This is a genomic window from Streptomyces monomycini (genome assembly GCF_022271435.1).
In the GTDB taxonomy this organism is placed as follows: Bacteria; Actinomycetota; Actinomycetes; order Streptomycetales; family Streptomycetaceae; genus Streptomyces; species Streptomyces monomycini.
In genome coordinates this window covers 15,818-28,946 of the sequence record NZ_JAFIQY010000005.1, presented here as the reverse complement: position 1 = coordinate 28,946, position 13,129 = coordinate 15,818, and the positions used below count along the sequence as shown (strand labels likewise).

The following is a 13,129-nucleotide window of genomic DNA, read 5'->3' as shown; positions in this document are numbered from 1 at the left end:
CCCACAGGCCGCTCCCGCGGCCCTACAGCTCCTTGATCCGGACGTCGCGGTACGAGATGACGTCGGCCGGCCCGTGCACCTGGAGGCCGATGCAGCCCGCGGCGTACCGGCGCCCGTCGGTCCCGGGATCGTCCGCCCGCGACGGGAAGAACTGCTGCCCGCCGGTGTTGTCGAACTCGTTGATCAGCACGCCGTTGCGGAAGACCGAGTAGTGCTGGCCCACCACCCGGATCTCGTAGTCGTTCCAGGTGCCCTTCGGCGTGACGCCGGCGCCGCCCAGCCCGACGCGGTCGAAGCCGTACACCGACCCGGTCTTGTACAGGTCGCCGTCCGGCCGGTCCAGGATCTGGATCTCGTGCCCGTACTTGATCGCCACCCACTCGGGCCGGGGCTCCTCGGGGTGGTCGTACACGGACGGGAAGCGGACGAAGACACCGCCGTTGGCGTTGCCGGTGCCCGGCGCGTCGTCGCGGAACCGCAGCCGCAGCGAGAAGTCGTCGTACGTACGCCGCGGGTACCACAGCATCCCCATGCCCGGCACCGTGGAACTGCTGGTCATCGCGCCGTCGGCGGTCAGCCCGAAGGCGCCGCCGCCGACCTGCCGCCAGCGGTCGAAGGACGCCTTCGTCCCGTCGAACAGGTCGCGGTAGCCGGTGTGGTGGCCGGGCGTACCGATGCCGGACTTGTCGGCGGCCGCGTTGACGGCCCGGCTCTCGCGCTCGTCGAGCACCCCGTCCGCGAGCAGCTTGGCGGTGACCGTCCTGACGTGCTTGAGGAACAGGGCGCGGGAGGACCAGTCCTTCTCGTCCTCGATCAGTTCGTTGACGGTGCAGCGGTCGCGGGTGACGCGGTTGGGTACGCCCGTGTCGACCGTGCCGACGACGACGGTGCGCCGCTCGTCCCACTCGGGGCAGTTCGGTGCGGGCACCCCGCCGCCCGGGGCGACGGTGAAGGACTCCCGTACCGCCTCGGACGTGTTGCCCGCCCGGTCGGTGGCCCGGTGCGCGACGGTGTGCCGGCCGGTGCGGTCCACGACGACGGGCGCCGTGTACGCGAGGAACGGGCCGCCGTCGAGCGAGTACTCGGTCGTGGCGATCCCCGACCCGTCGTCGGTGGCGGTGACCGTCACCGTGGCCCGCCCCAGGTACTCGCCGTCGGAGTTGCGCTGCCCCTCGGTCGTCGCGGTGGTCCGCGGCGGTGTCGTGTCGCCGGGCGGTGCCACGACCGTGAACCCCGCCGACTTCTCGGCGGCGGTGTTGCCCGCCTTGTCGGTGGCGCGGTAGCGGACCTGGTACGTGCCGGGCTCGCGGAACAGTACCGGCGCGGTGTACGGCTGGAACGCCCCGCCGCCCACCGCGTACTCGACGGTGGCGACCCCGGATCCGGTGTCGGAGGCGGCGACCGTGACGGTCGCGCCGCCGACGTACGCGCCGTCGGCGTTCCGTACGCCGTCCACCGTCGCGGAGGTCTCCGGCGGCGTGGTGTCCGGACCGCCGCCGTCCGTGACGACCAGGACACCCTGCATCTGCTCGTGGCCCGGGATGGTGCAGTGGTAGCGGTACGTGCCGGGGGTCAGGGTGACCTCGGTGGTGTACTTGCCGCCCTGCGCGTCGCCCGGGTTGGCCATGATGTTGAGCCGCACGTCGTTGTTGTACCGCGGGTCGGAGACGTCGAAGGTCAGGGTGTGCGGCATCCCCGTCGTGTTGCCGGTGGCCGTGCTGTTCTCGAAGACGATGGTGGTCCGGCCGGCCACGGCCGTGGTGGGGGCGGTGGTGTACTTGTCGATGTCGTCGCCCGCGGTCCAGGTCAGGGTCTGCTGCGCCGCCGGGGGCGCGGGCGCCGTCGGCCGCGCGGGCGGGCGGCCGTGTGCCGCCGTGGCGGTCAGGCCGACGAGCATCAGCAGCGCGGTCAGCAGGACCGTCCAGCTGCGCCGTGGGGTCATCGTCCGGCCTCCCGTCCCGTACGGGCCAGTTGCGCCGGTCGCGGGGTGGGCGCGCCGCCCGTGTAGGTCACCCGCCACAGCGCGGACTTGGCGTCCGAGGTGAAGAAGCCGCGCCCGTAGTCGAGGACGTACAGCGCGCCGTCGGGGCCGAACGTCCAGCCCATGAGGTTGCGGATGCCGTTGACACCGACCGGCACGATCTTGTCCAGGCTCTCCGCGTGCGCGGGCAGGCCGCCGGAGCCGGCCGTCCGCGGGTCCATCACCAGGGCGTGCCGTGGCTGGTCGCCGTCGTAGAAGTCGCCGACGAACCACTTGCCGTCCCAGTAGGCGGGCCAGGCGCCCTGGCCGGTGGCGGCCGTGTCGTGGCGGTACACCGGGCCGTCCATCGCGGCCTGGCCGCCGCCCTTGAGCCAGGGGAGCAGCAGTTTCTGCTCGGACAGCTGGTAGCTGGGAACGCCCTGGGCGTCGCGCGGGAAGTCGGGGCCGCCGCCCTGCGGTGCGTACCAGACGTTGTTGGGCTCGGCGGGCGGGAGGGAGACCAGGCCGTCGTTGTGCGGCGACTCGTTCTTGAGGTGCTTGCAGTCGTACCAGCCCAGCGGCTTCGACGGGTCGGGCAGATTGCGGTCGCGGTACGGCTGGTTGTTGCCCATGCAGTACGGCCAGCCGCGGTTGCCCGCGTGGGTGATCGCGGCGAACGTGTCGTACTTGGCCGGGCCCCAGGTGGTGCTGGGCTCGGTGGCGTCCGGCCCGACCCAGCCCGCGTACAGCGTGTCGGTCTTCTTGTCGACGGAGATGCGTGACGGGTTGCGTACGCCCATCACGTAGATCTCGCCGCGGGTCTTGCCGCCGCCCTCGTCCGGCTCCTTGCCGGTGAAGAGGTTGCCTTCCGGCAGGGTGTACGTGCCGTCCGGCTCGGGGTGGATGCGCAGGATCTTGCCGTTGAGGTTGTTGGTGTTGCCCGCGGTGCGCCGCGCGTCGGCGAAGGCGACGCCCTTGTAGGTGGGTTGCGGGTTGTTGCCCGAGTAACCGTCGCTGAAGCGCGAGGAGTTGTTGTCCCCAGTGGCGATGTACAGGTTGTCCTTGGAGTCCCAGGCCAGGCCGCCGCCCGCGTGGCAGCAACTGTGCACCTGCACCGGCCACTTCAGTAGAACCTTCTCCGACGCAGGGTCCAGCTTGTTCGTACGCGGGTCCAGCGTGAAGCGGGAGACGCGGCGCTCGGCCATGCGGGTGGTCCGGTCGACGCCGGAGTGCGGGGTGTAGTGCAGGTAGACCCAGCCGTTGGTGAGGAAGGCGGGGTCCAGCTCGATGCCCAGCAGCCCTTCCTCGTTCTTGACGAGTTCGTCGCCGCCGCCCTTGTTGCCGAAGACGGACACCGTGCCGACGAGGGTGGCCTTGCCGGTCTTCGGGTCCCAGACGTGGACGGTGCCCTCGCCCTTGCCGACGGCCGGGTCGTTCCAGTCGGTGACGACCGGGGCGCTCGCGTCACCGCCGCCGCGGCCGATGTAGAAGACCCGCCCGTCCTTGGCGGTCACCAGGCCGTGCGGTTCGCCGATCTGGTCCGACGTGCCCGGCTGGTTGGGGGCGGTCAGGCGCTCGGCCTTGTAGTGCGAGGCGATGGTGGCCTGGCAGTCGGCGCGGGCCAGCCGGCTGGTCCACAGCAGCGCGCCGCGCAGATGCGTACGGAAGTCGGCCTCGCGGAAGCTGTCGGGAGTGCCGCCCATGCCGGTGTAGAACGACCGGCCGCCGTCGTAGTCGCGGCACCAGGAGACGGGGTGGTCCCAGCCGTTGGCTCCGGGGCCTGGCCGGTAGGTGTTCTCCCGTACCCGGGCCACGGTGTGCACCGAACCGCTGGGGTTGGTGGCCCAGTTGAGCCACTTGTCCGGGCGCTTCCACTGGACGGGCAGGTCCTTCGTGGCCGGGTGGTCGCGGTCGCCGATCTCGACGACGGCCCGCTGCGCCGTGCCGGGTACGGTGGCCGTGGGCCGGGCGCCGATCAGGCCGGTGAACCAGTCCGAGTACGGCTCGGCGCGGGCCGCGTCGTGGATGCCGACGAACCCGCCCCCGGCCTCCAGGTAGCTCTCCAGGCCCGCTTCCTGCTCGGGGTCGAGGAGGTCGCCGCCGCCGGTGAGGAAGACGACCGCGTTGTACGTGCCCAGGCGCGGGTCGGTGAAGACCGACGCGTCGTCGGTCGCGTCCACCGCGAAGTGCTCGGCGGGCGGGCCCTGGCGGCCGATCCGCTCGACGGCCTCGATCCCCGCGTCGACGGTGGGCGGCTCCGCGCCCGCCGAGGCGTGGAAGACCAGGACGCGGACGTTCTCACCGCCCGGCGGACTCGGCAGCCGCGGTCCGGCGCCCGGCCCGGAGGCGTTCGCCGGAGCGCCGCCGAGCAGGGCGGCCGACACGGCCAGCGCCAGCGCGGAGAGGCCGGCGGCGCGTGCGGCCGGCGGGCGTTTCGGCGGTCTGTGTCTGCCGGTGCGCGCCAACGCGCGCAGCGGCCGTGGTAATTGGTGCCGGATTCGTCGCACGGGTGCACCCACCCCTCTGTGGCCACGGACAGCAGCAGCCGTTGAAGCTAGACCCCTTTCGGTGACTCGCCAAGAGCTATGGCCGTAACGCACCCAACTTTGTCCTGAGTGTGGATAAACGGAGTGGGTGCGGCTACCGTCCCAGACGTCCCCTCCGACCCGTCCCCTCCTTCCGTGGGAGCACGATGACCGAGGAACGCGACGTCCCCCGACGCAGTTTCAACCGCCGTCTCCTCGCCGGAGGCGCCGCCGTCGCGGCACTCGGCGCGGCGGCGGTCCCGGCCGTGGCACCGGCCCCGGCCGCGGCCGCCGGGCGTCCGGCGAGGGCGGGCCGCTCCGCGGTCGCCGCGGGCGCGGTCAAACACCTCAAGCTCTACATCGAGGAGTTGCCGGACGGGCAGCTCGGATACGGCCTGGAGAAGGGGAAGGCGACCATCCCGGGCCCGCCGATCGAGCTGGTCGAGGGCGACACACTGCACATCGAGTGCGAGAACACCCTCAAGGCCGCGGCCAGTCTGCACGTCCACGGCCTGGACTACGACGTGGCGAGCGACGGCACCCGGATGAACCGCAGCCACCTGGAACCGGGCGCCACCCGTACGTACACCTGGCGCACCCACGCCCCCGGCCGGCGCGCGGACGGCTCCTGGCGGCCGGGCAGCGCGGGCTACTGGCACTACCACGACCACGTCGTGGGCACCGAGCACGGCACCGGCGGCATCCGCCGGGGGCTGTACGGGCCGGTGATCGTACGGCGGGCCGGTGACCCGCTGCCCGACCGGCAGTTCACCATCGTCTTCAACGACATGACGATCAACAACGTGCCGAAGGGGCCGGACTTCAGGGCCACGGTGGGGGAGCGCGTGGAGATCATCTCGATCACGCACGGCGAGTACTACCACACCTTCCATGTGCACGGTCACCGCTGGGCGGACAACCGCACCGGGCTCCTGACCGGCCCGGACGATCCCAGCCGCGTCATCGACAACAAGATCACCGGCCCGGCCGACTCCTTCGGCTTCCAGTTCGTGGCGGGCGAGGGGGTGGGCGCCGGTGCGTGGATGTACCACTGCCACGTCCAGAGCCATTCCGACATGGGCATGGCCGGACTGCTCCTGATCGCCAAGCCGGACGGCACGGTCCCGGGTCACGACGGGCACGGTGGCCAGGAGGGGCACGGAGGTCGGGGAGAGGCGCCGCCGCGGCCTCCTGCACAATGATCGACATGACGGAGACGACAGGTACGGATGCGGGACGCGGCGCGGCCGGCGGTGGACTGCTGGACGGCAAGGTCCTGCTGATCACCGGCGCGGGACGCGGCATCGGCGCCGCCGCGGCACGGCTGTTCGCGCGGGAGGGGGCCGCCGTCGTGCTGACCGCGCGGACCGCGCCGGAGCTGGCTGCGGTGACCGAGGAGGTACGGGCGGCGGGCGGCACCGCCGATCACGTCGTCGCGGACCTGGCGGACCCGGCCGCCGTGCAACGCGCGGTGGACACGGCCGTGGAGCGGCACGGCCGCCTGGACGGCGCGTTCAACAACGCGGGCATGGGCATCGGGCACGCCCCGCTCGCCGAGATCCCCGTCGAGGAGTTCGACCGGATCACCGCCGTCAACCACCGGGGCGTCTGGCTGGCGATGGCCGCCGAGATACGGGCGATGCTCGCCACCGCGGGCACCGGCGCCATCGTCAACAACAGCAGCGTCGGCAGCCTGAAGCCGTCCGCCGGGATGAGCCTGTACGGCGCCTCCAAACGGGCCGTCAACAGCCTCACCCAGACCGCCGCCGTCGAGTACGGCCCCCAGGGCATCCGCGTCAACGCCGTCGCCCCCGGCACGACCATGACCGCCATGATCGAGGACTGGGCCGCCCGCGAACCGGACGTCGTCGACCGGCTCACGGCCCGTACGCCGCTGCGCCGCGCGGCCGCCCCCGACGAGGTGGCCCAGGCCGCGGCTTGGCTGCTCAGCGACCGGGCCTCGTACGTGACGGGCGCGATCCTGCCCGTCGACGGCGGCCTGACGATCTGAGCGGGGGACCGGAGTGGACCTGCCGTCCCTGCGCACGTTCCGGGTGGTGGCCCGGCACGAGCACATCAGCCGGGCCGCCGCCGAACTGCGGGTCGCCCAGCCCGCGGTGAGCCGGACGATCGCCCGGCTGGAGGCCGACCTCGGGGTGCTGCTCTTCGACCGGCAGGGACGCTCGGTCCGCCTCAACCGGTACGGCGCGGCCTTCCTGCGCCGCGTCGAGCGGGCGCTCGGCGAACTGGACGACGCGCGGCGCGAACTGGCCGACGCGGCGGGGCCGGGCCAGGGACGGATCGTGGTCGCCGCCGAGACGCTGCTGACCCTCACCTCGCTGCTGTCCGCCTTCCGGGCCGCGCACCCCGGCGTCGAGATCCGGCTCCATCAGTCGACCGCGGCCGTGATGCGGCGTCAGCTGGCGGCGCGTGAGGTGGACGTCTGTGTCGCCTCGCAGCCGCTGGGCGGGGCCGGACTGCGGTCGGTGGTGCTGATGGAGGAGGACGTGCTGCTCGCCGTACCGGTCGGGCATCCGCTGGCTGACCGGGAGCGGGCCGGTCTGGAGGACGTGGTGGCCGAACCGTTCGTGACCACCCGCCCCGGCCACTGGCAACGCGAGCTGCTGGACCGGCTGTTCGCCGCGGCGGGCCGCACCCCGGTCATCACCTGCGAGGGCGACGAGCCGGCCGCGACCCAGTTCCTGATCGGCGCCGGACTCGGCATCGGCCTCATCCCGGCCCTGGCCCGCAACGAGGCGCCGGAGGCGCCGGTGCGCTGGCTGCGCCTGGTCGTGCCGGGCTGCCGCCGCACCCTGAGCCTGGTGCGGCGCGCGGACCGGTATGTCTCCGCGGCGGAACGGCACTTCGAGGAGGCGGCCGTCGCGCACTTCGCGACCGGCGCCCCGACGGAGTGAGTGCGCACGTCGGCTACCGTGGTGCGCCTCACCGACTCCTGGGGAGGGCCTGTGCCCGTCACGCTCAACCACACCATCGTGCCCGCCGCCGACCACCGCGCGGCGGCCCGGTTCTTCGCCTCGGTCATGGGGTTGGAGGAACTGCCGCCGGCCGGACGGAACGGGCACTTCGCCCCCGTACGCGTCAACGACCAGCTGACCCTCGACTTCATGGCGGTGCCGGAGCCCGAGGGACACCATCTCGCCTTCGACGTGGACCCGGACACCTTCGACGCGATCCTCGCGCGCATCCGGGCGGCCGGGGTGGCGTTCGGCAGCGAACCGACCCACCCGGACAACGGCCGCATCGACCACCCGCTGTGCCCGCGCGGCCTGTTCTTCAAGGACGACGCCGGGAACCTGTTCGAGGTGATGTCCCCGGCGTGAGCCCGGCCGCTACCGCTCGTCCGGCATGCCGAACGCCTGGAGGATGCGCTCCGCCGCGAGTGTCGCCGTCAGCGTGCCGGACCGTACCTCCCGCTCCACCTCCGGCGCCACGTCCCGGACGCCGGGGTGGTCCCGGAGCCGGTTCAGCAGCTGCTCGCGGACCATCGACCAGGTCCAGTCGACCTGCTGGTCACGCCGCTTGTCCGCCAGCGCCCCGGTGGACTCCAGCAGCTTGCGGTGCTGCTCGACGCGGTCCCACACGGTGTCCAGGCCGGTGCCCTCGCGGGCGCTGCACGTCAGGACGGGCGGGGTCCAGGCGGCGTCCGGGGGCTGGAGCAGGCGCAGCGCGCCGGACAGCTCCCGGGCCGCCGACTTCGCGTCCCGCTCGTGCGGCCCGTCCGCCTTGTTGACCGACACCAGGTCGGCCAGCTCCAGTACGCCCTTCTTGATGCCCTGGAGCTGGTCGCCGGTACGGGCGAGGGTGAGCAGCAGGAACGTGTCGACCATGTTGGCGACGGCGGTCTCGGACTGGCCGACGCCCACCGTCTCGACGAGCACCACGTCGTAGCCCGCGGCCTCCATGACGACGATGGACTCCCGCGTCGCCCGCGCCACCCCGCCGAGCGTGCCCGAGGTGGGGGAGGGCCGCACGAACGCCGCCGGGTCGGCGGCCAGCCGCTCCATCCGTGTCTTGTCGCCCAGGATGGAGCCGCCGGTCCGGCTGGACGACGGATCGACGGCCAGTACGGCGACCCGGTGCCCGGCCCCCGTCAGCTGGGTGCCGAGCGCGTCGATGAAGGTCGACTTGCCGACTCCCGGCACGCCGCTGATACCGACCCGCCGGGCCGATCCGGAGTACGGCAGCAGCTCGACCAGCAGCCGCTGCGCCAGCGCCCGGTGGTCGGCCCGGGTGGACTCCACCAGGGTGACGGCGCGCGCGATCCAGGCCCGGGAACCCTCGCGCACGCCCGCCGCGTACTGGTCGATGTCGATCGTCGGTCGCTTGCGGGCCGGGCGGGGCCGGGGCGTGTCAGGTGTCAACGTAGCGGCTCACAGGTCGTGGCCGAGGGCCTCGGCGAGGTCCTGGACCAGGTGGTACGCGGCATCCGGGATCACCGTACCGGGCGGGAAGACGGCCGCGGCGCCCGCATCGTGCAGCGCCGGGATGTCGCCGGGCGGGATCACCCCGCCCACTACGATCATGATGTCCTCCCGGCCCTGCGCCGCCAGTTCCTCGCGCAGCGCGGGCACCAAGGTCAGATGTCCGGCGGCCAGCGAGGAGACGCCCACCACGTGCACGTCCGCCTCCACCGCCTGCCGGGCGACCTCGGCCGGCGTCTGGAACAGCGGGCCGACGTCCACGTCGAAGCCCAGGTCGGCGAAGGCCGTGGCGATCACCTTCTGGCCGCGGTCGTGGCCGTCCTGCCCCATCTTGGCGACCAGGATGCGCGGCCGGCGCCCCTCGGCCCGCTCGAACTCCGCCACCAGGTCCCGGGTCCGGTCCACTCCTGAGGACGGGCCTGCTTCGTCTCGGTACACACCGGAGATCGTACGGATCTGGCCGGAGTGGCGCCCGTAGACCTTCTCCAGTGCGTCGGAGATCTCACCGACGGTCGCCATCGCGCGGGCGGCGTTCACGGCCAGGGCGAGCAGGTTGCCCTCCAGACCCTGGCCGGGACCGGCCTCGGCGGCGGCGGTCAGCGCCCGCAGCGCGTCCTGGCAGGCTGCCTCGTCGCGCTCCTCGCGCAGCCGCCGCAGCTTGTCGATCTGCTGCGCGCGCACCGAGGAGTTGTCGACCTTCAGCACGTCGATCTGCTCGTCGGTGTCCACCCGGTACTTGTTGACGCCGATCAGCGCTTGCCGCCCGGAGTCGATGCGTGCCTGCGTACGGGCCGCGGCCTCCTCCACGCGCAGCTTCGGGATGCCCGCGTCGATGGCCTTGGCCATGCCGCCGGCCGCCTCGACCTCCTCGATGTGCTGCCAGGCCCGGCGCGCCAGGTCGTGGGTGAGCTTCTCGACGTACGCGCTGCCGCCCCACGGGTCGATGACCCGGCAGGTGCCCGACTCCTGCTGGAGGAAGAGCTGGGTGTTGCGGGCGATGCGGGCGGAGAAGTCGGTGGGCAGGGCCAGCGCCTCGTCCAGCGCGTTGGTGTGCAGCGACTGGGTGTGGCCCTGCGTCGCGGCCATCGCCTCCACGCACGTCCGCGTGACGTTGTTGAACACGTCCTGTGCGGTCAGCGACCAGCCGGAGGTCTGCGAATGGGTGCGCAGCGACAGCGACTTGGGGTTCTTCGGGTCGAAGCGCTGCACCAGCTTGGCCCACAGCAGCCGGGCGGCCCGCAGCTTGGCGATCTCCATGAAGAAGTTCATGCCGATCGCCCAGAAGAAGGACAGCCGCGGCGCGAAGGCGTCCACGTCCATCCCCGCGTCGATGCCCGCCTTCAGGTACTCGACGCCGTCCGCGAGGGTGTACGCCAGCTCCAGGTCGGCCGTCGCGCCCGCTTCCTGGATGTGGTAGCCGGAGATGGAGATGGAGTTGTAGCGCGGCATCTTCTGCGAGGTGTACGCGAAGATGTCGGAGATGATCCGCATCGAGGGGCGCGGCGGATAGATGTAGGTGTTGCGGACCATGAACTCCTTGAGGATGTCGTTCTGGATGGTCCCGGCCAGCTTCTCGGGCGGTACGCCCTGCTCCTCGGCGGCCACGATGTAGAGGGCGAGGACGGGCAGCACCGCGCCGTTCATCGTCATCGAGACGGTCATCTTGTCCAGCGGGATGCCGGCGAAGAGCTGCCGCATGTCGTAGATCGAGTCGATGGCCACGCCCGCCATGCCGACGTCACCGGTCACCCGCGGGTGGTCGCTGTCGTAGCCGCGGTGGGTCGGCAGGTCGAAGGCGACGGACAGGCCCTTCTGGCCGGCCGCCAGGTTGCGCCGGTAGAACGCGTTGGACTCCTCGGCGGTGGAGAAGCCCGCGTACTGCCGGATCGTCCAGGGCTGGTTGACGTACATCGTCGGGTACGGGCCGCGCAGGTACGGCGTGATGCCCGGGTACGTCCGCAGGAAGTCCAGCCCGGCCAGGTCCTCGCCGGTGTACAGCGGCTTGACCTCGATGCCTTCGGGCGTCTCCCACACCAGGTCCTCGACGCCCTTGCCGGTGGCCTCCTGGACGGCGGCTGCCCACTGCTCCGCGTCGCCCTCCGGAACCTGCGGCTCGCCCAGTTCGACCGTGCTGAAGTCCGGGATGGCGCCCGCCTGCCCCGTCGTGCGCTCCATCACGCCACCTCCATGACATCCAGGGCCGAGGACAGCACCCCGACCGCGTCGCAGCCCGCGAAGACGAAGGCGTCCACTCCGGCTCGTTCATATGCTTCCCGCTGCTCGCCCGGTTTCCCGGCCAGCAGCACCTGCCGCGCCCCCGCCGCCTTCAGCGCCGCCGCGACCTCGGCGGCCTGCTCGGCGTACAGCGCGTCACTCGAACACAGACAGGCGATACCCGCGCCGCTCGCCGTGAACGCCTCCGCCACCGACTCCGCGTCCACCGGGACCGGGTCGTGCACCGGCTCGATACCGCCCGCCTGGAGGAGGTTGGAGGCGAAGGTGGCGCGCGCGGTGTGCACCGCGGCCGGGCCGAGCGCCGCGAGGAACGCCTTCGGGCGGCCGCCGGTGGCCGCCAGGTGCGCGTCCGAGCGGGCGCGCAGCGCCTCGTACGCCTCGTCCCGGCGCACCCGCGGCAGTCCGCCGCCCGCCGGTACGGGCGCGGGCTCGCGCTCCACCGCAGGCTCCGCGAGGAACGGGAACTCGCTGACGCCGGTCACCGGTTCGCGGCGGTGCGCCAGTGCCTTCGACCGCTTGCGCCAGGTCGACGCCAGCCGCTCGCCGACCATCCCGGAGCCGAGCGCCGCGGCCTGCCCGCCCGCGGCCTCGATCTCCTGGAACCAGCCCCAGGCGGCACGGGCCAGCTCGTCGGTCAGCCGCTCCACGTACCAGGAACCGCCCGCCGGGTCGATCACCTTGGACAGGTGCGACTCCTCCAGCAGGATCGACTGGGTGTTGCGCGCGATCCGGCGGGCGAACGCGTCCGGCAGGCCGAGCGCCGCGTCGAACGGCAGGACGGTGACGGCGTCCGCGCCGCCCACCCCGGCGGAGAGACCCGCCACGGTGGTGCGCAGCATGTTCACCCACGGGTCCCGACGGGTCGTCATCACGGTCGAGGTGACCGCGTGCTGGCGCTGCGCCCGCGCGGCGGGGGCGGCCCCGCACACCTCGGCCACCCGCGACCACAGCCGCCGGGCGGCCCGCAGCTTGGCGATGGTCAGGAACTGGTCGGCGGTGGCCGCGTACCGGAACTCCAGCTGCGCGCAGGCGGCGTCCACGCCGAGGCCCGCCGCGGTCAGCGCCCGCAGGTAGGCCACGCCGGTGGCCAGCGAGCAGCCCAGCTCCTCGGCGGTCGAGCCGCCCGCCTCGTGGTACGGGAGCGCGTCCACGGCCAGCGCGCGCATCCGCGGCGCCTGGTCGGCGCACCGGCGGGCCAGGGCGGCCGCCGCCTCCAGGTGACCGGCCAGGCCGTCGGCGCGGCCGGTCCTGGCCACCACGCCCAGCGGGTCGGCGCCCAGGGTGCCCGCCGTCTCGGACGGTGCCACGCCCTTCGCGTCGCAGAGCCGGAACCAGGCGTCGGCCGCCGCGGCGAAGTCCGCGCCCGCGTCCAGGGCGACGGCCGCCAGGTCGAGGTAGACGCCGTCGAGCGCGGTGGGCAGGTCCGCCGCCGGCACCCCGCCGTCCCCGACGGTCAGCCACAGGGAGGTGACGCCGTTCTCCAGGTCGGCCAGGACCGCCTCGTTGGCGCGCCGCGGATCGGTGTCCGCGTGGCGCTGCCGGACGTCCCAGCCCGCGACGGTGCTGCCGGTGGCCCGGCCGGCCCGTACGAACGGGGGGAATCCGGGGCGGCCGACGGCATCGGCGGCGGGCGCGTCCTCGGCGGTGTAGAGCGGGCGGACCTGGATGCCGTCTTCGAGCGCGGTGGTGAGCACGTCTTCGGCGGCGGCGCCGGTCGCCTCCGCGGCGCCCGATTTGCGCAGTACGCCTTCGACCAGGCGCTGCCACTGCTCACGGTCCGCGTCGGGGAACGCGGCGGCCAGAGGGAGTTCGGGGGACTGGGCGGTCATGGCAGCAGGCTAGGCGAACGGTCGTTAGCCGCAGCAGGGCATCGGGCTGTGACCTTGCACTCGTTGACCTGGGATTGCTCCATTGGGAAGCTCTACGATCGCCCTCCCGGGCGGGTGCGTACCCGCGAGTAGCGGCGT

The 13,129-nt window shown here is 72.9% G+C and carries 9 protein-coding genes; 4 read left to right on the top strand and 5 right to left on the bottom strand.

The window, feature by feature from the left end:
- Nucleotides 1–22: 22 nt before the first annotated feature.
- Both JXZ78_RS08165 and JXZ78_RS08160 read right to left on the bottom strand, forming a co-directional pair.
- A complete protein-coding gene (locus JXZ78_RS08165) occupies nt 23–1,942 on the bottom strand; it encodes an OmpL47-type beta-barrel domain-containing protein (protein WP_030021768.1) in 1,920 nt (639 codons plus the stop codon).
- Nucleotides 1,939–4,467 (bottom strand): ThuA domain-containing protein, encoded by a 2,529-nt coding sequence (locus tag JXZ78_RS08160; protein ID WP_372498405.1) that lies wholly within the window; start codon nt 4,465–4,467, stop codon nt 1,939–1,941. Before JXZ78_RS08160 ends, JXZ78_RS08165 begins: the two co-directional genes overlap by 4 nt.
- A gap of 185 nt (nt 4,468–4,652) precedes the next feature.
- Between JXZ78_RS08160 and JXZ78_RS08155 the strand changes: the two genes are divergently transcribed.
- From JXZ78_RS08155 to JXZ78_RS08140, 4 genes are read left to right on the top strand one after another with little or no spacing between them, the layout of a single operon-like run.
- The gene (locus JXZ78_RS08155; RefSeq protein ID WP_030021766.1) at nt 4,653–5,687 is read left to right on the top strand and encodes a multicopper oxidase domain-containing protein; all 1,035 of its coding nucleotides are present in this window, start codon (nt 4,653–4,655) and stop codon (nt 5,685–5,687) included.
- Between the two features lie 5 nt (nt 5,688–5,692).
- Nucleotides 5,693–6,496 (top strand): SDR family NAD(P)-dependent oxidoreductase, encoded by an 804-nt coding sequence (locus tag JXZ78_RS08150; protein ID WP_030021765.1) that lies wholly within the window; start codon nt 5,693–5,695, stop codon nt 6,494–6,496.
- A gap of 13 nt (nt 6,497–6,509) precedes the next feature.
- On the top strand, nt 6,510–7,400 hold the full coding sequence (locus JXZ78_RS08145; protein WP_030021764.1) for a LysR family transcriptional regulator: 891 nt from the start codon (nt 6,510–6,512) through the stop codon (nt 7,398–7,400).
- Between the two features lie 51 nt (nt 7,401–7,451).
- On the top strand, nt 7,452–7,826 hold the full coding sequence (locus tag JXZ78_RS08140) for a VOC family protein (RefSeq protein ID WP_030021763.1): 375 nt from the start codon (nt 7,452–7,454) through the stop codon (nt 7,824–7,826).
- A 9-nt stretch (nt 7,827–7,835) separates the two neighbouring features.
- Here JXZ78_RS08140 and meaB read toward each other — a convergent pair whose 3' ends face one another.
- The 3 genes from meaB to JXZ78_RS08125 are packed head-to-tail and all read right to left on the bottom strand — an operon-like array spanning nt 7,836 to nt 12,991.
- Nucleotides 7,836–8,867, bottom strand: a complete 1,032-nt coding sequence (gene meaB, locus JXZ78_RS08135) for a methylmalonyl Co-A mutase-associated GTPase MeaB (RefSeq protein WP_030021762.1) — start codon at nt 8,865–8,867, stop codon at nt 7,836–7,838.
- A gap of 9 nt (nt 8,868–8,876) precedes the next feature.
- Nucleotides 8,877–11,102 carry a methylmalonyl-CoA mutase gene (gene scpA / locus JXZ78_RS08130; protein ID WP_030021761.1) on the bottom strand — a complete coding sequence of 742 codons (2,226 nt, stop codon included), beginning with the start codon at nt 11,100–11,102 and terminating at the stop codon, nt 8,877–8,879.
- Nucleotides 11,102–12,991 carry a methylmalonyl-CoA mutase family protein gene (locus JXZ78_RS08125; protein WP_238782752.1) on the bottom strand — a complete coding sequence of 630 codons (1,890 nt, stop codon included), beginning with the start codon at nt 12,989–12,991 and terminating at the stop codon, nt 11,102–11,104. Before JXZ78_RS08125 ends, scpA begins: the two co-directional genes overlap by 1 nt.
- Between the last annotated feature and the right edge of the window lie 138 nt (nt 12,992–13,129).

Coding starts and splice junctions, on each gene's coding strand:
- JXZ78_RS08165 (WP_030021768.1), bottom strand. CDS start 1,942: ATGACCCCACGGCGCAGCTGGACGGTCCTGCTGACCGCGCTGCTGATG.
- JXZ78_RS08155 (WP_030021766.1), top strand. CDS start 4,653: ATGACCGAGGAACGCGACGTCCCCCGACGCAGTTTCAACCGCCGTCTC.
- JXZ78_RS08150 (WP_030021765.1), top strand. CDS start 5,693: ATGACGGAGACGACAGGTACGGATGCGGGACGCGGCGCGGCCGGCGGT.
- scpA (WP_030021761.1), bottom strand. CDS start 11,102: ATGGAGCGCACGACGGGGCAGGCGGGCGCCATCCCGGACTTCAGCACG.
- JXZ78_RS08125 (WP_238782752.1), bottom strand. CDS start 12,991: ATGACCGCCCAGTCCCCCGAACTCCCTCTGGCCGCCGCGTTCCCCGAC.